This window comes from Fundidesulfovibrio sp. YSD1, assembly GCF_055397115.1.
This window is the reverse complement of the sequence record NZ_AP043666.1, coordinates 2309066-2327324: the sequence shown is the minus strand read 5'-3', so window position 1 is coordinate 2327324 and position 18259 is coordinate 2309066. Positions and strand designations below refer to the sequence as shown.

15 protein-coding genes are annotated in these 18259 nt (G+C 67.7%); 14 read left to right on the top strand and 1 reads right to left on the bottom strand.

What is annotated here, in order from left to right:
• The first annotated feature begins 90 nt into the window (after positions 1-90).
• The 14 genes from ACZ5V4_RS10865 (at position 91) to asnB (ACZ5V4_RS10800) (ending at position 17278) form a co-directional block, all read left to right on the top strand.
• On the top strand, positions 91-1704 hold the full coding sequence (locus ACZ5V4_RS10865; protein WP_464314878.1) for an ArnT family glycosyltransferase: 1614 nt from the start codon (positions 91-93) through the stop codon (positions 1702-1704).
• Entirely contained in the window at positions 1694-2146 is a 453-nt protein-coding gene (locus tag ACZ5V4_RS10860) for a hypothetical protein (protein WP_464314877.1), read from the top strand. The genes ACZ5V4_RS10865 and ACZ5V4_RS10860 overlap by 11 nt, the downstream gene beginning before the upstream one ends.
• Positions 2143-2622 carry a hypothetical protein gene (locus tag ACZ5V4_RS10855; protein ID WP_464314876.1) on the top strand — a complete coding sequence of 160 codons (480 nt, stop codon included), beginning with the start codon at positions 2143-2145 and terminating at the stop codon, positions 2620-2622. The genes ACZ5V4_RS10860 and ACZ5V4_RS10855 overlap by 4 nt, the downstream gene beginning before the upstream one ends.
• Before the next feature lie 113 nt (positions 2623-2735).
• Positions 2736-4025, top strand: coding sequence for an aminotransferase class I/II-fold pyridoxal phosphate-dependent enzyme (locus tag ACZ5V4_RS10850; RefSeq protein ID WP_464314875.1), 1290 nt, complete (start codon positions 2736-2738; stop codon positions 4023-4025).
• A 58-nt stretch (positions 4026-4083) separates the two neighbouring features.
• Positions 4084-5334, top strand: a complete 1251-nt coding sequence (locus ACZ5V4_RS10845; RefSeq protein WP_464314874.1) for an ABC transporter permease — start codon at positions 4084-4086, stop codon at positions 5332-5334.
• Positions 5327-6013 carry an ABC transporter ATP-binding protein gene (locus tag ACZ5V4_RS10840; protein ID WP_464314873.1) on the top strand — a complete coding sequence of 229 codons (687 nt, stop codon included), beginning with the start codon at positions 5327-5329 and terminating at the stop codon, positions 6011-6013. The genes ACZ5V4_RS10845 and ACZ5V4_RS10840 overlap by 8 nt, the downstream gene beginning before the upstream one ends.
• A 12-nt stretch (positions 6014-6025) precedes the next feature.
• The gene (locus tag ACZ5V4_RS10835) at positions 6026-7486 is read left to right on the top strand and encodes a TolC family protein (RefSeq protein WP_464314872.1); all 1461 of its coding nucleotides are present in this window, start codon (positions 6026-6028) and stop codon (positions 7484-7486) included.
• A gap of 4 nt (positions 7487-7490) precedes the next feature.
• Positions 7491-8432, top strand: a complete 942-nt coding sequence (locus tag ACZ5V4_RS10830; protein ID WP_464314871.1) for an efflux RND transporter periplasmic adaptor subunit — start codon at positions 7491-7493, stop codon at positions 8430-8432.
• Between the two features lies 1 nt (position 8433).
• Positions 8434-9561 (top strand): hypothetical protein, encoded by a 1128-nt coding sequence (locus ACZ5V4_RS10825; RefSeq protein WP_464314870.1) that lies wholly within the window; start codon positions 8434-8436, stop codon positions 9559-9561.
• A complete protein-coding gene (locus tag ACZ5V4_RS10820) occupies positions 9545-11236 on the top strand; it encodes a hypothetical protein (protein ID WP_464314869.1) in 1692 nt (563 codons plus the stop codon). Before ACZ5V4_RS10825 ends, ACZ5V4_RS10820 begins: the two co-directional genes overlap by 17 nt.
• A 66-nt stretch (positions 11237-11302) precedes the next feature.
• Positions 11303-12271 (top strand): glycosyltransferase family 2 protein, encoded by a 969-nt coding sequence (locus ACZ5V4_RS10815; protein WP_464314868.1) that lies wholly within the window; start codon positions 11303-11305, stop codon positions 12269-12271.
• Between the two features lie 7 nt (positions 12272-12278).
• Complete coding sequence (gene asnB, locus ACZ5V4_RS10810) at positions 12279-14135, top strand: asparagine synthase (glutamine-hydrolyzing) (protein WP_464314867.1); 1857 nt, start codon at positions 12279-12281, stop codon at positions 14133-14135.
• A complete protein-coding gene (locus ACZ5V4_RS10805) occupies positions 14135-15373 on the top strand; it encodes a glycosyltransferase family 4 protein (protein WP_464317826.1) in 1239 nt (412 codons plus the stop codon). The genes asnB (ACZ5V4_RS10810) and ACZ5V4_RS10805 overlap by 1 nt, the downstream gene beginning before the upstream one ends.
• Before the next feature lie 12 nt (positions 15374-15385).
• Positions 15386-17278: an asparagine synthase (glutamine-hydrolyzing) gene (asnB, locus tag ACZ5V4_RS10800; protein ID WP_464314866.1), complete on the top strand. Its 1893-nt coding sequence runs from the start codon at positions 15386-15388 to the stop codon at positions 17276-17278.
• A 60-nt stretch (positions 17279-17338) separates the two neighbouring features.
• On the opposite strand, the gene ACZ5V4_RS10795 is transcribed toward asnB (ACZ5V4_RS10800), so the two are convergent.
• Complete coding sequence (locus ACZ5V4_RS10795) at positions 17339-18115, bottom strand: hypothetical protein (protein ID WP_464314865.1); 777 nt, start codon at positions 18113-18115, stop codon at positions 17339-17341.
• Positions 18116-18259: the final 144 nt, after the last annotated feature.

Genomic DNA, 18259 nt, shown 5'->3' with positions numbered 1-18259 from the left:
ATTAATCCCCAAAGCCCATATCCTGTCAAGACCGAAAAAGCCCGCGCTTGTTTTTCGCGGCGATTGCGGTTAAAAAGCGCCGCCCAAACCATGCGTACCTCAACGAACACCTTCGTCACCGCCTGGCGCGACCCCGTTTTCCTGGCCATCCTGGCCCTGGGGGCGCTGCTCATTTTCTACAACCTCGGCCAGCGCCCGCTCTGGCAGGACGAGGCCGAGACCGCCAACCTGGCGCGAAACGTCCTGACCACGGGCCTGCCCTCCGTGACCGACGGCGTGAACGTGGTCTCCCAGGAGGAGCGCCGCGAGTTCGACTCGGACATGATCTGGCGCTGGTCCCCCTGGCTGCAGATCTACATGTCGGCGGCCGGGCAGCTGGTGGACGCGCAGTCCACCTTCTGGGCCAGGTTCCTCTTCGCGCTCACGGGCCTGGCCTGCATCGCGGCCACGTACATGCTCGTGCTCTCCCGCTTCGGGGACAAAAGCTGGGCCAGGCTCTCGGCGGCGCTCCTGACCGTCTACGTGCCCTTCCTGCTTTTCGCCAGGCAAGGCAGGTACTATTCGGCGGGCGGGCTCATGCTGCTCGTCATCCTCTGGGGCTTCCTGGGCGACTGGAAGCGCCGCTGGCCGCCGCTTCTGGCCATCGGGCTCGGCATGGGGCTTCTCTTCCACGCCAACTACCTGCTTCTTCTCTCCCTGGCCCCGCCGCTGCTCGTCGCCTCCATGCTCCTCTACCGCGAGCGCATGAGCGCGGGCCGCACGATCCTGGCCGTGGCCCTGGCCTCGGCCCTGGTGGTGCCCGGGATACTGCTCTACCGCATGGGCCGCCAGTCCACGCTCTTCAACATCATGCTCGTGCCCGAGAACCTGATGCTCTACTTCTCGGACTGGGTGATGTTCATGATCCCCCTGCCCGTGCTGGCCTGGCTGGCCTGGCGCTGGCGCGGGTTCTTCCTGGGGCGCGGGGGCCCGAGCGACCCCGGGGAGCGCTTCTGCCTGTTTTTGGCGCTGATCATGATCGGCAGCTTCGTGATCCTGGCGCTCTTCCCGCAGCGCTTCCACCGCTACATCGTGCACTTCTACCCGGCCTGTTCCATCTTCCTGGCCTGGGCCGGTCTCGCGCTCTGGCGCTTCTCCAAGCCCTCCGGGGCGCTCTTCTTGATCCTGGTGGGCCTGACCAACTGGCTCCACCTGATCCCCATGGAGCGCCTGAAGATCGTCAACAGGCCCTGGCAGAACGACCTGACCATGCTCACCAGCGTGAACGTGCCGCTCAAGCTGCACCTGGCCGAGATCTTCTGCGGCTACCCGGACGTGAACCAGGCCCTGATCGACTTCTTCAAGGCCAACGCCAAGCCCGGCCAGACCATCCTGGCCGAGTACGGGGACATGCCCCTGCAGTTCTACACCGGGCTCAGGGTGATCGGCGGGCTGCAGGGCCCCATCAGCCCCTCGGAAAAGCCCGACTGGGTGAGCGTGCGCCGCGAGGTGCGCGTGAACCGCGACGGCGTGCTCTTCGCCCCCAGGGCCTTCGTCCTGGCCCACCTGGACCTGGCCCGCGACTACGAGCGCATCGAGCTTTCCGCGCCCGACGAGACCTTCGGCAACCGCGCCGACCCCTACTTCCATTATTTCGTCCAGGCCTCCGAACCCCAGGCGAGGCTCGTGGTCTACAAGCGCAAGGGGGGGGCGAATGCGGATTGACCTCACCCGCCTGGTCAAGCTCGGCCTGTTCGCCTGCCTGGCGCTCACCTTCTACAAGGGCTTCATGAAGCTGCCCGAGGTCTACCCCGTGCTGGACCCGGACGGGTTCTACCGGGGGCAGCTCAATGACGGCGAGAACTCGCTCATCATGAAGGAGCGCCACTTCGACTTCAACTACCAGACCGGCAAGGCCCTGGACATCCGCCTGCGCGAAATGCGCGAGCGCGGCGAAACCCCGGCTCCGGACGCGCTTGTGAACATGGAACGCCTGGAGAACGCCGTGCTCAAGACCCAGGCCAAGGACGTGCGCAACGCCGACGCCTACGGCCTGGCCGAGGAGAAGCTGGCGCGCGCGTTCGGCCGAGAGGCCTCCAAATGGAGCCTGGGCTTCGGCTGCCCGCCCGGCGCGCCCGGCGGATCTCCCCAGGGGGTGGGGCGATGAAGCGCCTGCTCGCCGCCATCGCGGTGGTCCTGGCCCTGGCCGTGGGCGGCTTCGCCTTCTTCAACGGCTACGTCTACCCGCCCCACGGGCTGGAAAGCTTCTCCAGGGATCAGTACGCCGAGGCCTGGGAAAAGGCCGCCAAGGGCTTCTGCGCCTCGTCGGAGCTGACCTTCGAGCGGCCGGACTTCGTCAAGTACCGCGCCGTGGAGCACGGCAGGGAGGCCTACGCCTGGGGCGTGGCCCGCTGCCGCACGCGCGACGGCCGCGAGCGCCTGGCCTGGATATACCTCGAGTGGTCCACCAAGCGCGACCTCTGGACGCGCAACTACAGCCTCGTCCTTGCCGATGACGACGACGAGGTCTATTATACTCCTGCCTTCCCGGGGCAATGGGGACGCGCCAGCACCGCGCTGTCGAAGATCATGAAGGAAAACGCCCGGCACGTCAGGGAATACCTGGGCGCCCCGACCCATTGACGGCCGAAGGGTTGCAGGGGTGGGGCATTTGATGTAGAGCCCCGTTCCTAAAATGGCGTCAAAACGCCTCCCGAGCCTTTCCGGCAAAATCCATTTTCAAGGAACAACCGCAGATGAAATTGCACGAACGCTGCCAGAAAGTTTCCGGCATCACCCGCCACCTGCGTGACGCGGGCATATACCCCTACTTCCGTCCCATCAGCCGTTCCTGGGGCACGGAAGTGGAGTGCGCCGGCAAGCGACTGGTGATGATCGGCTGCAACGACTACCTCGGCCTGGCCCACGACCCCCGCGTCAAGGAAGCCTCGGCCCAGGCCATATACACCATGGGCACGGGCCCCGGCGGCTCGCGCTTCCTCTCCGGCAACATGGTCCTGCACCAGACCCTGGAGGAGCGCCTGGCCGCGTTCGTGGGCAAGAAGCGCGCCGTGCTGCACGTCACGGGCTTCTCCACCAACCTGGGGGCCCTGGGCTGCCTGCTCACGCCCAGCGACTACGTGCTGTGCGACCGCGAGAACCACGCCTCCATCTTCGCGGGCGTGGGCGGCACCAAGAAGATGGGCACCTTCGCCCACAACGACGCCGCCTCGGCCGCGCGCAAAATCGCCAGCGAGATGGCCAAGCCCGATTTCGACGGCCAGGTGCTGCTCATCACCGAGGGCATCTTCTCCATGTCCGGCGACGTTGCCGTCATGGACGAGCTCGCGGCGCTGAAGAAGCAGTTCCCGGACCTGCTCGTCTACCTGGACGACGCCCACGGCCTGGGCGTTCTCGGCGAGAGCGGGCGCGGCACGGCCAGCCACTTCGGCGTCACCCCCGAGTGCGACTTCATCATGGGCACCTTCTCCAAGGCGTTCGCCTCCATCGGCGGCTTCATCGCCTCGGACCACGTGGACGTGCTCGAGTACATCCAGCACCAGTCGCGCACGCAGATCTTCTCGGCGGCCCTGCCCGCCGCGTCCACCACGGCCGCGCTGACCTGCATCGACATCCTGGAGAAGGAGCCCGAGCGCGTGGAGCGCCTGCACGCCATCACGGCCCGCATGCGCGCCGCCTACAAGGAGATGGGGCTGCGCATCACCGAGTCGCTCTCGCCCATCATCCCCATCACCATCGGCTCCGACGAGAAGGCCTTCATGTTCGCCCAGGAGCTCTTCGACAGGGGAATCTTCGCGCTGCCCGCCATCTACCCGGCCGTGCCGCGCGGCCACGCCCTGATCCGCACCGCCTGCATGGCCACCCACGAGGACAGGCAGCTGGACTTCGTGCTGGACGTGATGGACGAGATGGCCCGCAAGTACCGCATCCGCGTGCAGGACCAGGACGACGAGTCCGCCCAGGACGGCGAGGCCCCCACGGCTTCCACCATCGCGGGCGCGCGCTCCAGCCAGTCGCTGCTGTAACGTTTCCGGGGCGCGGCGCGTCTAAACCTACCGGGGCGCACGCCCCGAGACTGGAAGAATGGCCAACAAGACACTGCAAGACCTTAGAGCCGCGGGCTTTCTCCCCCCCGAGAGGGGATCGAGGTTCCTCCGGTTCCGGGATCTTTTGCGCATCAGCTTCCGCGAGGTGCTGCGCAAGCGCAGGCGCTATATCGGCGTCATGGCCTCCATCGCCCTGGGCACGGCGGGCTTCATCACCATCGTGACCATGGGCCGCGACCTGAAGGCCAACTTCAACAACGACCTGGACCTCCTGGGCGGCGCGACCATCATCGCCGCCCACTTCGACCCCCAGATGTACGACCGCCAGGAGTGGTTCCGCGAGCGCACCATCGACGCCGTGGAGAAGATCCCCGGGGTCAAGGAGGTCACGAGGACCAGGCTGCGCGCGGGAGTGACCACCACCTACCAGGAGAAGGTCTACGGGTTCAACCTGGTGGGCGTGGACGTCAACTACTGGTCGCTCTTCTCCTTCAAGCCGCAAGCCGGCAGGCTCTTCGACGCCGAGGACGTGCGCCTGGGCAACAAGGTCTGCGTGCTCGGCCAGGACCTGGCCAGGACCATCTTCGGCTCGCCCGAGGCGGCCATCGGCCAGATCCTCAACCTGGACAACAACCTGTACCACGTGGTGGGCATCATCGGGGGCGTGCGCGCGGCGGACAAGACCCTCATGGCCTTCCTGCCCATCTCCACGGCGGCGTCGCGCATCCCGAACATCTCCGAGATCTCGAGCATCTACATCCGCTGCAACACCTGGGACGACGTGGCCCCCGTGGCCGCCGCCCTGGACACGACCATCAAGGGCCTGCAGACCGACAAGGGCCTTCGCGTGCAGGTGGGCTGGGAGCCGCTCAAGCAGGTGCAGCGGATGTTCTGGTGGGTGAGCCTGTTCATCTACGCCTCCATCGGCGCGACCCTGGTGCTCGGCGGCTTCGGCATCTGGAACATCATGATGGCGGCCGTCACGGCGCGCACCCGCGAGATAGGCCTGAAGAAGGCCATGGGCGCGGAAGACTCGGACATCCTCTGGCAGTTTCTCTTCGAGGCCCTCACGGTCACCTTCGGGTCCGCGCTTCTGGGCGTGGCCATGGGCCGCGCGGGCATCGAGTACATGAGCCGGATGCTCGGCTCGAGCCCCCCCGAGGGGCTTTTCGTCCTGTGCCTGCTGGCCGGCTTGGCCTTCGCCGCCGTGCTGGGCATAGGCGCGGGACTCTATCCCTCCGTCCGGGCCAGCCGGATGCAGGTCGTGGACGCCATGCGCTATGAATAGGGACGAACTCGTCATCGACATCCGCCACCTGACCAAGGACTACGTCTCTGGGTCGGAGAAGATCGCCGTGCTCAAGGACATCAACCTGGAGGTCAGGCGCGGCGAAATGGTGGCCATCATGGGGCCCTCCGGCTCCGGCAAATCCACCCTGCTCTTCATCCTGGGCATCTTCCAGCCGCCCTCGGGGGGGGTCTACAAGGTGGCCGGGGTGGACGTGATGTCGCTCTCGCGCGATGCCCAGGCGGTGTTTCGCCGCGAGAAGATGGGCTTCGTGTTCCAGAGCTGCGATTTGCTCGAGAATTCCACGGTGTACGAAAATTTGGAGTTGCCCCTGATCTATACCGGGGTTAAACGCCGGGAACGGGCGGACAAGATCATGGAAGCGTTGCAGCGCGTCAACCTGGAGCACCGGGTGCGCCAGCCCTCCAACAGGCTCTCGGGAGGCGAGCGCCAGCGCGTTTCCATCGCCAGGGCCCTGGTGAACGAGCCCGAGTTCATCCTCGCGGACGAGCCTACGGGCCAGCTCGACAAGGCCAACTCCGAGCGGGTCATGGACTATTTCGTCAAGATCACCGAGGAGGCCAGGGTGGCCATGGTCATCGTCACGCACGACGCCATGACCGCGGAGCGCTGCTCGCGCAGGAGCCTTCTTTCCGAGGGCGTGCTCAAGCCTTACTAAACCGGGGGAGACATGATTCATCGTTCGATCGGTTCGAGGACGCCGCATCCCGGCCTCACGCTCGCGCTCCTGCTCTTTTTCCTCCTGGCGGCCGCCCCCGGGGCCCGCTGCGCGGAAGGGACCGCCAAGCAGAAGGCCACCCCGGCCGAGACCGCCCGCAAGCCAGCCCCGGCCAAGACCGGCGAGGAAGGCGCCACCCCGCCGCCCCCCGGCGAGCGCATGACCAGCACCATCATCAAGGAGCCCGCCGACTTCAACGAGTGCGTGCGCGTGGCCCTGGTGCAGTCGCCCCTTCTGGTGAAGTCCGCCCTGGAGATCGAGACCAAGCGCCTGGACGCCCAGGACGCCTGGTCCACGTTCATCCCCACCATCAGCATCAACACCACCTACTGGTTCCGCATGCCCGTGAAGACCGACGGCTCCACGGACAAGCCCTACACCATCAGCTTCGCCACCAGCCAGTGGAACCCGATCCTCTCCGGCTTCGAGGTCAAGGCCCGCAACGAGATGACCAACATCGCCATCCTGGGCCACCTCAAGGTCATCGGCGCCGGGCTCAAGCGCCTGGGCACCAACTTCCTGAACCTCGCGGCCATGGACGCCCAGAAGGACCTCCTGGCCAAGAAGGCCGAGATGGCCAAGATGAGCCTCGACTTCCACAAGACCCGCCTGGGCATGGGCCAGGCCACCCAGATCGACGTGCGCATCGCCGAGACCAGAATCCGCATGGTCAAGGCCGAGGAGGAGAAGCTCGCGGCCCTGCGCAACACGGTCATGGACGACATCAAGTTCATCCTGGGCGTGCCCTTCACCCAGCAGCTCAAGCTGGACGTGGCCAAGGCCAAGCAGCAGATCCTCGGGAACTTCGCCCCGGCCGACGTCAGCGAGGACAAGGTCCGCGCCAACTCCTTCGACCTGCGCATGCAGGAGTACGAGAAGCGCCTGCAGCAAAAGAACATCGGGCTCTCCTACGTGAAGCTCCTCCCCTCGTTCGGCTTCACCTTCCAGACCGTGGACACCTTCAACAACTCCTCGGGCTACCGCGAGACCGGCTTCCCGTTCTACCCGGGCATCAACATCAGCCTGCCCCTGGACTACTGGACCAAGGGACGCGACATCGCCCGCCAGTACAAGAAGCTCGACCAGGTCAACGCCACCACCCGGGCCAAAGAGTTCGAGCTGATGGTCACGGTGCAGAAGGCCTTCTCCGACTACCAGACCCGCAACTCCGACCTGCACATGGCCTCCTCGCAGACCGAGCTGGCCAAGCTCAAGGACGAGCAGACCGAGTACCGCTACAAGAACGGCCAGGTGGATTTCGACGTGCTCGTGGCCGACCGCAACGAGTACATCGGCCTGCAGCAGAAGCAGCTCATGGAGCAGGTCAGCCGCGACGCATCGCTGCTCGAACTCAAGCACCTGAACGGCGACCTCCAGAGCCAGTACATCGACGTGGAAGCCTGGGAGAAATAGCCACATGAAAGCCCTCGTCCTCATGGCGGCCCTGGCCGCCTTCGCCCTGCCAGGCGGCGCCCAGGCGCAGACCGCCCCGGCCCCGCAGGTTCCGGCCCCGGCCGCCACGCCTTCCCCCTCGGCGCAGGAGATCATCTTCGCGGGCAAGCTCTACAGCCCCATGAAGCTGCCCGTGGCCCTGCCCTACACTTCGCAGATCATGACGCTGAGCGCCAAGATCGGCCAGAAGGTGCGCAAGGGCGAGGTCCTGGCCACCTTCGAGATCCCCGTGGAGACGCGCATGGCCGAGAAGCGCGGCCTGACGCTGGCCTCGGTCAAGGACCTGGAGCACCAGCTGGCCGCCAACGCCAGGGAGATCGACAAGCTCAAGGCCAAGAGGCAGGAGCTCGAGGTCATGGCCAAGCAGAACATGGCCACCTCCCAGGCCCTGAGCCTCAACGCCCAGGAGATGGACGTGCAGCAGAAGCTGCGCGCCGCCCTGCAGGAAAAGCTCGCCGTGGAAAGGGAGCAGGCCCAGCAGCGCCTGGAGCTGGCCCGCGAGCGCTTCGGCTCCAAGGCCGACTTCGGCAACCTGCCCAAGGACGGCATCGTCACCGCCCCGGCCGACGGCTACGTGCTCTGGGTCAACCCGGAGCTGCGCCCGGGCGTGAAGCTCTCCCGCGAGATCGAGCTCTTCCAGGTGGGCATCTTGGACCCGATCATCATCCGCGCCCAGGTGCACGAGATCGAGGCCCTGCGCCTGAACCTCGGGGACCAGGCCAAGGTGACCTTCGACTCCCTGCCCGGCAAGGAGTTCACCGCCACCGTGAGCCGCATCCCCTGGGCCCCGATCCCCACGGCGCTCCAGCAGCCCTCCTACTACGACATCGAACTCACCCTGCCCAACGCCGACTACCAGCTCAAGGAAGGCCTCAAGGCGCAGATGACCATCATCCCCAAGAAATAGCATGTCCCTGACCATCGTCCCCGTATCTCCGGAAAAGGGCCTGGACGCCTTCATCCAGGTCCAGTTCGACATCTACGAGGGGGACCCCCACTGGGTTCCTCCGGTGGTCCCCCACCTGCGCAAGCTCCTGGACCCCAAGACCGGCCCGTTCTTCGAGGTCGGCGAGGCCCAGTACTTCCTGGCGGTCAAGGACGGCAGGAACGTGGGGCGCATCAGCGCACACCTGAACTTCGCCTACGAGAAGCACCACGACACGCACACGGGCTTCTTCGGCTTCTTCGAGAGCATCGACGACCAGCAGGTGGCGGACGCCCTGTTCCAGGCGGCCTCGGCCTGGGTCAAGGCCAAGGGCAAGACGCGCATCCTGGGGCCGCTCTCCTTCGGCATCTACGACGAGGTGGGCCTGCTCATCGACGGCTACCACCAGCGTCCGGTGATGTTCCACTCCTACAACCACCCCTACTTCGAGAAGCTCGTGGAGGGGTTCGGCTTCAAGAAGTGCTTCGACTGGTTCGCCTACATCATCGACAAGCTCCCCGCGCCCCTGGAGGAGCTTATCAAGCGCCGCGACGAGATCCTGGCCGCGGCCGGGCTGACCATCACCCAGGGCAAGACCAGCGAGTTCATCACGCGCGCCCCCGAGGTGCTCGAGATGTTCAACACCCTCTGGGACAAGAACTGGGGGCACGTCCCGCTGACCGAGGCCCAGTTCAACGACGCCTTCATGCAGTTGAAGCCCATCCTGCGCCCGGAGCTGGTCAGCTTCATCGAGGAGAACGGCGAGATCCTGGCCTTCAGCGTGGTGGCCCCGGACATCAACCACACCCTGCACAAGACCGGCGGCAAGCTCGGCCTTCTGGGGATGCTGCGCCTCTACTGGGACTGCCGCGTGGCCCCGCTCAAGGCGGCCAGGGCGATCATCATGGGCGTCAAGAAGTCTCACCAGTGGCGCAAGCTCCACCACGCCCTGATACTCAACATCATGATCAACCTGGCCCGCTGGGAAAAGTCCGGCGGCTGGTGCGACTGCTCGCTGATCCCGGAATCGCTGGTCAAATGGAACAAGACCCTGCAGATGTTCGGCGGCAGGAAGTGGCGCACGTTCCGGCTCTATGACAGGGAGATCTGATCCGGGCGCCCCTGGCCCGGCCCAGGACGCCCGTTCCCCGCACGCGTGCGGCGCACCGGTCAGGCTCGCCCTGGCCGCGCTCGCGAGCGCCGCAGTGTTCGCCTTCGCCCACCACGCGGGCTTCGCCAACCCCTTCGCCGTCAACGACGACGTCCGCCAGCAGCTCTACTGGATGCAGCGCTGGCTGGACCCGGCGCTCTACCCGCCAAGCCTGCTCAACGACTACTCCGAGGCCTACGTGCCCTGGGGGATCAAGGCCCTCTACCGCCTGGGCGCGTTCTTCACGAACCCCCTGAACTTCAGCGTCTGGGTGGCGGGGCTGCTCTTCACGGCCCAGTGCCTGCTCCTGGGAGCCATGGCCTCGCGCACGGCCGGGCGGGCGGCCTTCGCGGCGGGCGTTGCCATGGGCTGGCTCCTTCCGTTTTTTCTCGAGAACATCTCCGGCGGGCTCTCCCGGGCCTTCGCGAGCCCGCTTTTGGCCGCGTTCTGCCTGTCCTGGCTTTCGGGCGGGCGCTTCATGGGCCTGGTGCTCGCCCTCCAGGCGCTCTTCATCCCCTACATCTTCCTGCCCTGCGCCGCCGCCCTGGCCCTGCGCCGGGGCGCGGACCTGATCCGGGGCCACGCCCCGTTCTGGCTTGAGGGCCGCAGGGCCTATGTCGTGTACGGCTGCTGCGCCGCAGCCGTGATCGGCTTCACCCTGGCCTACTCCGCCAAGGGCTTCGGCCCGCTGGTCAGCCTCGCCGAAACAGCCGGGCGCCCTGAATTCGGCCCCGACGGCCGCCTGGACCTGGTTCCCCTGCCGAATCCCTTCCTGGATTTCGTCTACTACCCCTTCGAGCGCATCGGCATGTTCAAGGAGTGGGGCCTGTTCGCGGGCATCGCGAGCCTTGTCCTCCTGGCTCCCGCGCTTTGGTACGGAGGCCGGGCCGTGGTTTGGCGCGGGCTTGGCCGGGCGCTTTCACCGCTCGGCTGGACGGCGGCGTCGTTCCTCGCGTTCTACGCGGTGTCGCGCGCGCTTGCCTTCAAGCTCTTCGTGCCGGACCGCTACGTGCAGTATCCCGTGAACCTCCTCTACGCCGTGCTCCTGGCCGCGTGCGCCACGGCCGCGCTGGCAAGGCTCGGCAGAGGCAGGCTTTTCGGGACCGGGGCCCTGGCCCTGGCCGCGCTCCTGGGCGCGCTCAGGCTGCACGACGTCGCCCTGTACGACTACTCCCCCCAGGCTCCGCTCTACGCCGCCGTGGAGGCGGCCACGCCAAAGGACGCCGTCCTGGCCGGGCACCCGGACACCATGGACAACGTGATGACCTTCGCCCGGCGCAACGCCCACGCCACCTTCGAGCTGGCCCACCCCTGGAGCCGGGGCTACTGGGAGCAGTACGGCAAGCGCCTGGACGCGTTCTTCGAGGCCTACTACGCCAAGGACCGGGAAGGGCTCGAACGCTTCGCGCGCGAGTCCGGAGCGGATTTCCTCCTGGTGGAGGCCTCGCGCTTCGAGCCGTCCTTCCTCTCGGGCAAGCCCTTCTTCGAGCCCTACGGGGCGCGCATCAGGCAGTCGGCGGCTGGCCAGGCTGGCTTCGCCGCCCTGGACGACCCGACGCTCGCCCGCGTCCCCCTGGTCCCCGGGGCCTTCCTCATCGACCTGCGCCCCCTGCGCCTGGGCCGGGACGGCCGTTGAAGCGGCCGCGCCCGTTCCGCCCAGGCTTGATGCCCCGGCAACTTCTGGTGTAGTGGCGGACCCAACATGAGTAAAAGAGCATCGCTTTCCATCATCATCCCGATGTACAACGAAGAGGGCAACGTGCTGCCTCTGCACGCCCGCCTCTCGGAAGTGCTGGGCGCCCTGGGGCACCCCTACGAGGTCATCCTGGTCAACGACGGCTCCACGGACGCCACGGCCGAGCAGTTGGAGGACGTGGCCCGCGTTGACGAGCACGTGAAGGTCATCCACCTGCGCCGCAACTTCGGCCAGACCCCGGCCATGATGGCGGGCATCGACGCTGCCAGCGGGGACATCCTCATCCCCATGGACGGCGACCTGCAGAACGACCCGGCGGACATCCCCAAGCTCCTGGCCAAGCTCGACGAGGGCTACGACGTGGTCTCGGGCTGGCGCAAGGACAGGCAGGACCACCCGCTCAAACGCAACCTGCCCAGCCGCGTGGCCAACTTCGTCATCTCGCGCATCTCCGGCGTGCACCTGCACGACTACGGCTGCTCGCTCAAGGCCTACCGCAAGGAGATCATCAAGGGCGTGAAGCTCTACGGCGAGATGCACCGCTTCGTGCCCATCTACGCCACCTGGCAGGGGGCCAAGGTCACGGAGGTGGGCGTCACGCACCACCCGCGCGTGCGCGGGGTCTCCAAGTACGGCATCGAGCGCACCATCAAGGTCATCCTGGACCTGATGGTGGTCAAGTTCCTGGACAAGTACGCCCAGAAGCCGATGTACCTTTTCGGCGGCGTGGGCCTCGGGTTCGTGGGCATGTCGTTCCTGCTGTTTCTGCTCATGCTCTACCACAAGCTGGTGAACAACAAGAGCTTCATCGAAACGCCGCTGCCCCTGGCCGTGACCATGTTCTTCCTCATGGGCTTCATGTCCATCTTCATGGGCCTCATCGCGGAAATCCTCATGCGCACCTACCACGAGTCGCAGGACAAGCCGACATACATCGTGGACAGGACCTGCAACTGCGACGACGACGGGGACTGACACCCGGATGTGCGGCATCTGCGGCTTCGCCGGGCCGGGAGGCGACGACGACCTCGCGGCCATGAACCGGCGCATGGCCCACCGGGGGCCGGACGGCGAGGGGGCCTACCACCACCCGGGGCAGGGCCTGCGCATGGCCCACCGCAGGCTGGCCATCGTGGACCTGGCCTCGGGCGCACAGCCCATGCGCACGGTTGACGGCGGGCTCTGCGTCACCTTCAACGGCGAGATCTACAACCACGCCGAGCTGCGCCGCGAACTCGAAGCCAGGGGCCACCGCTTCGCCACCAGCCACTGCGACACTGAAGTGCTCCTGCACGGCTGGCGCGAATGGGGCGAGGCCCTGCCCGAAAGGCTGAACGGCATGTGGGCCTTCGCCCTGCACGACGCGGCGCGCGGCCTGCTCTTCCTCTCGCGCGACCGCTTCGGCAAGAAGCCCCTCTACTACCACCTGCGCCCGGGCTTCTTCGCCTTCGCCTCCGAGCTCTCGGCGCTGGCGAAGCACCCGCTCACGCCCTCGAGCGTGGACGAACTCTCCCTGGCCAAGTACTTCGCCTACGGCTTCATCCCGGCCCCGCGCTCGCTCTATTCCGGCGTGTCCAAGCTGCCCGGCGGCTGGAACCTCACGGTCGACCTCGCTGATTTCTCCTCGAAGCCCTCGCGCTACTGGTCCTTCGCCATCGAACCCTTCGACTCGCTGCCGAAGAACCCCGAGGCCGCGTGGGGGGAGGAGCTGCGCGAGCTGATCGACCGGGCCGTGAAGCGCAGGCTCATGAGCGACGTGCCCCTGGGGGTGTTCCTCTCCGGCGGCATCGACTCTTCTGCGGTCACGGCCTTTGCCTCGCGCCACGTGGATGGCCTGAGCACCTTCTCCGTGGGCTTCACCGAGGCGAGCTTCGACGAATCGGAGTACAGCGCCCGGGCCGCCGCGCTCTTCCGAACCAGGCACCAACTCGACACCCTGAGCCTGGACAAGGCCCTCTCCATCCTGCCGGAACTGGCCGCGAACCTGGACGAGCCCATGGGCGACAGCTCGCTTCTGCCCACGTACCTGCTCTGCCGCGAGACGCGCAGGCACGTCACCGTGGCCCTCGGCGGCGACGGCGCGGACGAACTCTTCGCCGGCTACGACCCCTTCAAGGCCCTGGGCGCGGCCAAGGCCTACGCCGCGCTCTGCCCCAGGCCCGTGCACCGGGCGCTGGTGGCCCTGGCCGCGCGGCTGCCGGTCGGCCACTCCAACATGCATTTTTCCTTCAAGGTCAACCGCTTCCTCGCGGGGCTCTCCCACCCCATGCCCCTGTGGAACCCGGTCTGGCTCGGCCCGGCCGCCCCCGGGCTCCTGGGCGAGCTTCTCGGGCGGCGCATCGGCCCCGAGGAAATCTACTCCGAGGCCATAGAGGCCTGGGACGAGACGCCCGCAACGGAGCTCACGGACAAGACCCTGGAGTTCTACACGCGCTTCTACCTCCAGGACGCCATCCTGGCCAAGGTGGACCGCGCGAGCATGATGAACTCCCTGGAGGTCCGCGCGCCGTTCCTGGACATCGAGGTGGCCGATTTCGCCAGGCGCATCCCGCACCGCTTCAAGTTCAAAAACGGCAGGGGGAAATACATCCTCAAGAAGGCCCTTGAGCCCGTGCTGCCCGCCGACATCCTCGACCGGCGCAAGAAGGGCTTCGGCGCGCCGGTGGGGCTGTGGTTCAGCCTGGGCAGGCTCGGGATCGACCCGGCCGGGCTGCCCGGGTGCATCGACAGGGGCACTGTGGCGCGCCTGGAGGGCGAGCACAGGCGCGGGCTCGCGGACCACCGCCTGGCCCTGTGGAACCTGTGGGTGCTCTCGCGCCACCGTTCGGAGGCCGCGTGATGCGCGTGCTCATGATCAACTACGAGTACCCGCCCCTGGGCGGCGGCGCGGGCAACGCCACCGCGCACATCGCCAGGGAGATGGCCAGGCTCGGCGCCAAGGTCCTGGTGCTCACCTCGGCCTTCAAGGGGCTGCCCAAGGTGGAAACCGTGGGCGGGTTCACGATCCGGCGCATCCCCACGGTCAGGCGCTTCGAGGAGAAGTGCGCGGCTTGGGAGATGGCCGTGTTCATGGCCTCGGCCTGCGTGTTCGCCCCCCTGGCCGCACGCGCCTTCAAGCCGGGCGCGGCCCTGGCCTTCTTCGGCGTCCCCTGCGGCCCTGCCGCGTGGCTCCTCAAGGCCATGGGCTCCGTGCCCTACTGCGTTTCCCTGCGCGGGGGCGACGTGCCGGGCTTCCAGCCCTACGACCTAGCGCGCATGCACAAGCTCACGGGCCCCCTGATCCGCTTCCTGTGGCGCGGAGCCTGCGCCGTGGCGCCCAACAGCCAGGGGCTGGCCGCGCTTGCCCGGGCCTTCGAACCCGGGCTCGACTACCCGGTGATCCCCAACGGCGCGGACACCGAACTCTTCCGGCCGCGCAGGGGAGAACGCGAGCCCGGCCCGGCTAGGCTCTTCTTCCACGGCAGGCTCGTCCACCAGAAGGGCCTGGACGTGCTGCTGGAAGCCCTGGGCCACCTGCCTGCCGACGCACCCTTCGAGCTGCACCTGGCCGGTGACGGCCCCATGCGCGAGGGCCTGGAGCAGCGGGCGCGCTCGCTGGGGCTCTCCGGCAAGATGCGCTTCCGGGGCTGGATGCACCGCGAGGAGCTGGCCCGGGAGCTTTCCCGGATGGACCTCTACGTCTTCCCCTCGCGCGACGAGGGCATGCCCAACGCGGTGCTGGAGGCCATGGCCTCGGGCCTGCCCGTGGTGGCCACGCGCATCGCGGGCAGCGAGGAGCTGGTGCTGCCCGGGGAAACGGGCCTGCTCACGGCCCCGGAATCGGCCGTGGAGCTGGCCCGGGCCGTGGCGCTGCTTCTTGGAATTTACGATAAGTTACCGGAAAGCGTCCTTTCCGGATCAAGCAATGGAGCGGATTTTGACTTGTCCGCCCCGCGAGGGCCCGGGGAGGCCGCCGCGCTTCGCCAGCGCATGGGCGAGGCCGCGCGCACGCGCGTGCTGGCCAACTACTCCTGGTCCGCCACGGCGGCGCGCTACCTGGAGCTTCTTTCGCTCGCCCGCGCCAAGGCCGGGGCGTAGGGGACCACCATCATGTGCGGCATAGCCGGAATCATCGCGCCCACTGGGCAGGCCCCGGACCGCGAGACGCTCTCTCGCATGGCCCTGGCCATCGCCCACCGGGGGCCGGACGGCCAGGGCGTGGAGATGCGCGGCCGGGCCGGGCTCGCCCACCGCCGCCTGGCCATCATCGACCTAGCCACCGGCGACCAGCCCATGGGGGGCGAGGACGGGTCGGTGCGCATCGTCTTCAACGGCGAAATCTACAACCACCTGGAGCTTCGCCGCGAGCTCGAGACCAAGGGCCACGCCTTCGCCACCGCCTCGGACACCGAGGTTATCGTCCACGCCTACGAGCAGTACGGCCCGGCCTGCGTGGACAGGCTTCGCGGCATGTTCGCCTTCGCCATCTGGGACGAGAAGAACGAAACGCTCTTCGCCGCGCGCGACCGCCTGGGCAAGAAACCCTTCTATTACGCCCACCACGAGGGCCACTTCCTCTTCGCCTCGGAACCGGCGGCCCTGCTGGCCTTCCCCGGAATCTCCCGCGAGCCGGACCTGGAGGCCATCGGGCTCTACCTCACGCTCCAGTACGTGCCCGACCCCTTGAGCGCGTTTCGCGCCCTGCGCAAGCTGCCCGCCGCGCACACTCTCACGTACCGGGACGGCCGGGTGGAGACGCGTCGCTACTGGTCGCTACGCTTCGAGCCCAAGGCCACTGCCGGCGAGGAGGACCTCGCCCTGGAGCTTCGCGCGCTGCTCACGGACTGCACGCGCATGCGCCTGATGTCCGAGGTGCCGCTCGGCGCGCACCTCTCGGGCGGCATCGATTCGAGCATCGTAACCGCGCTCATGGCCGGGCTCTCGGACGCCCCGGTGAAGACCTTCTCCATCGGCTTCGCCGAGGAGGCCTTCTCGGAGTTGCACAAGGCCCGCGCCGTGGCCCAGCGCTACGGCACGGAGCACACGGAATTCATGGTGGAGTACGGCCACGTGCCCGACACCCTGGAGGCCGTGGTGGCCCATGCGGGCGAGCCCTTCGCGGACCCCTCCGCCCTGCCCTCGTGGTTTTTGGCCATGCAGACCCGCCAAAAGGTCACCGTGGCATTGAACGGCGACGGCGGGGACGAGCTCTTCGCGGGCTACCAGCGCTACTGGCTGGACCGGCTGGCCAGGCTCTATTGCGCGCTGCCGGGCTTCGTCACCGGGCGGCTGGTCCCGGCCCTGGCCGGGCTTCTGCCCTCGCGCGGGGACAAGCCCATCGAGAAGGACTGGACCGCGGCGCTTAAGCGCCTCTCCCAGGTGGCGGCAACGAGCCCCAAGGCCAGCATCGTGCGCTGGGGCTCTTACTTCGCGCCCGAGGCCGCGCGCGGGCTCTGGCGGGCCGGAGTGGCGCCCCAGGCCGACCCGGTGGGGCTCCTGGCCCGGGCCTTCGACGGCGCGGACGCCGTGAGCTTCCTGGACCGCACCCTGGCCGTGGACCTCGCCACCTACCTGCCCGGGGACCTGCTGGTGAAGGCCGACCGCATGGCCATGGCCCACGGCCTGGAGGGGCGTTCGCCGCTTCTGGACCACGTGCTGGCCGAGTGGGCCGCGCGCCTGCCCGTTGGCCTCAAGGTCAGGGGCCGCACGGGCAAGTACCTCCTTCGCAAGGCCTTCGCGGACCTTTTGCCCCCGGAGGTCACGGCCCAGGGCAAGCAGGGCTTCGGCGTGCCCGTGGGCAAGTGGCTGCGCGGCGGGCTCGCGGCGTGGAGCCGGGAGCTTCTGCTGGGGGGAATCGCGGCGAAGAGGTATTTCAGGCCTGAGGAAATCGCGAGGCTCCTGGACGAGCACGCGAAGGGACGCGAGGACCACGGCAAGCGCCTGTGGGCCCTGGCCGCGCTGGAGCTGTGGCTGCGCCGCTTCGCCCCGGGCGGGGACATCTGATCGCCAGGCCCGGGCCCGCCGCCTCCGGGCCGTCACTGCTAGCGCGGGAGCGGCGCCGCGCTAGCGCGCCGTGACGTAGCGCAGGGCGCGCAGGGCGTCCTCGCGCCGTGCGGAGAAGATGCGGTCCCCCAGCCGGTCCAGGGCGCGCTGCACGTCCTCCAGGGGCGGCGGGCTAGGCAACTCGGGCAGGGCCAGGGAAGAAAAATCCACCGGCTTGAAGGCCAGGTCCTTGTCGATGCGGCAGGCGTCCCCACCCGCCACGGCCCCGGCGATGTTCTCGCGCTCCATCTCCGCAGGGTCCAGGGACTTGCAGTAGGCCAGCACCGTGGACGGGCTCTGGGCGGTGTTCACGGCCTCCACTTCGGCGTTGATCTTGGCGGCCATGTCCTTCAGGTGCGCGAAGTTGGGCGTGAGCATCTTCTTGAGCGGGTTCTTCGGGTCCGGGGCGTAGGCTCCCTCGTTGTAGTCCAGGGTGGCCTGGCGCGCGGCCTCGTAGGCGTAGCGCAGGCTCTTGCGGTAGCGCCCGGCGTCGGTCAGGGCGAACACGGGCCGGAAGCGCCAGGGCTCGCCCACGGCGGCGGCCAGCCCGGGCAGTTGGGAGACGTCCAGGCCCAGGCCCGCGAAGAACGAAGTGGCCTCGTCCTCGTCCACCAGCAGCGAAAAAAGCGTGCCCCAGCGCCTGAGAGCCTTCACGGCGTTTGAGCGCACCTCCTCCGCGAGGCGCTGGAAACCCTCGAGCCTGGCCTCCATTTCCCTGCGCCGGGAAAAGAAGTTCTCGGCCATCTCGATCATGGTTTCGGTGTAGAAGTCGTCGAAGAAGTCCTTGCCGCCTGCCATGGGCCTCCCCTTTTCCCTGATGAACGCGTTCTACGGCCAGCGCGCGCCGTTTGCAACCCATGCGGCAAGCGCCCGGCGCGCATCGGTTTCTTCACCGCGATTTCACAGGCCCGCCACTCTCTGCGCCGCGTTAGGGATATTTCC

Excerpts from the sequence above, each read along its gene's own strand:
- ACZ5V4_RS10865 (WP_464314878.1), top strand. The coding sequence starts at position 91 with ATGCGTACCTCAACGAACACCTTCGTCACCGCCTGGCGCGACCCCGTT.
- ACZ5V4_RS10860 (WP_464314877.1), top strand. The coding sequence starts at position 1,694 with ATGCGGATTGACCTCACCCGCCTGGTCAAGCTCGGCCTGTTCGCCTGC.
- ACZ5V4_RS10855 (WP_464314876.1), top strand. The coding sequence starts at position 2,143 with ATGAAGCGCCTGCTCGCCGCCATCGCGGTGGTCCTGGCCCTGGCCGTG.
- ACZ5V4_RS10850 (WP_464314875.1), top strand. The coding sequence starts at position 2,736 with ATGAAATTGCACGAACGCTGCCAGAAAGTTTCCGGCATCACCCGCCAC.
- ACZ5V4_RS10845 (WP_464314874.1), top strand. The coding sequence starts at position 4,084 with ATGGCCAACAAGACACTGCAAGACCTTAGAGCCGCGGGCTTTCTCCCC.
- ACZ5V4_RS10840 (WP_464314873.1), top strand. The coding sequence starts at position 5,327 with ATGAATAGGGACGAACTCGTCATCGACATCCGCCACCTGACCAAGGAC.
- ACZ5V4_RS10835 (WP_464314872.1), top strand. The coding sequence starts at position 6,026 with ATGATTCATCGTTCGATCGGTTCGAGGACGCCGCATCCCGGCCTCACG.
- ACZ5V4_RS10830 (WP_464314871.1), top strand. The coding sequence starts at position 7,491 with ATGAAAGCCCTCGTCCTCATGGCGGCCCTGGCCGCCTTCGCCCTGCCA.
- ACZ5V4_RS10825 (WP_464314870.1), top strand. The coding sequence starts at position 8,434 with ATGTCCCTGACCATCGTCCCCGTATCTCCGGAAAAGGGCCTGGACGCC.
- ACZ5V4_RS10820 (WP_464314869.1), top strand. The coding sequence starts at position 9,545 with ATGACAGGGAGATCTGATCCGGGCGCCCCTGGCCCGGCCCAGGACGCC.
- ACZ5V4_RS10815 (WP_464314868.1), top strand. The coding sequence starts at position 11,303 with ATGAGTAAAAGAGCATCGCTTTCCATCATCATCCCGATGTACAACGAA.
- asnB (WP_464314867.1), top strand. The coding sequence starts at position 12,279 with ATGTGCGGCATCTGCGGCTTCGCCGGGCCGGGAGGCGACGACGACCTC.
- ACZ5V4_RS10805 (WP_464317826.1), top strand. The coding sequence starts at position 14,135 with ATGCGCGTGCTCATGATCAACTACGAGTACCCGCCCCTGGGCGGCGGC.
- asnB (WP_464314866.1), top strand. The coding sequence starts at position 15,386 with ATGTGCGGCATAGCCGGAATCATCGCGCCCACTGGGCAGGCCCCGGAC.
- ACZ5V4_RS10795 (WP_464314865.1), bottom strand. The coding sequence starts at position 18,115 with ATGGCAGGCGGCAAGGACTTCTTCGACGACTTCTACACCGAAACCATG.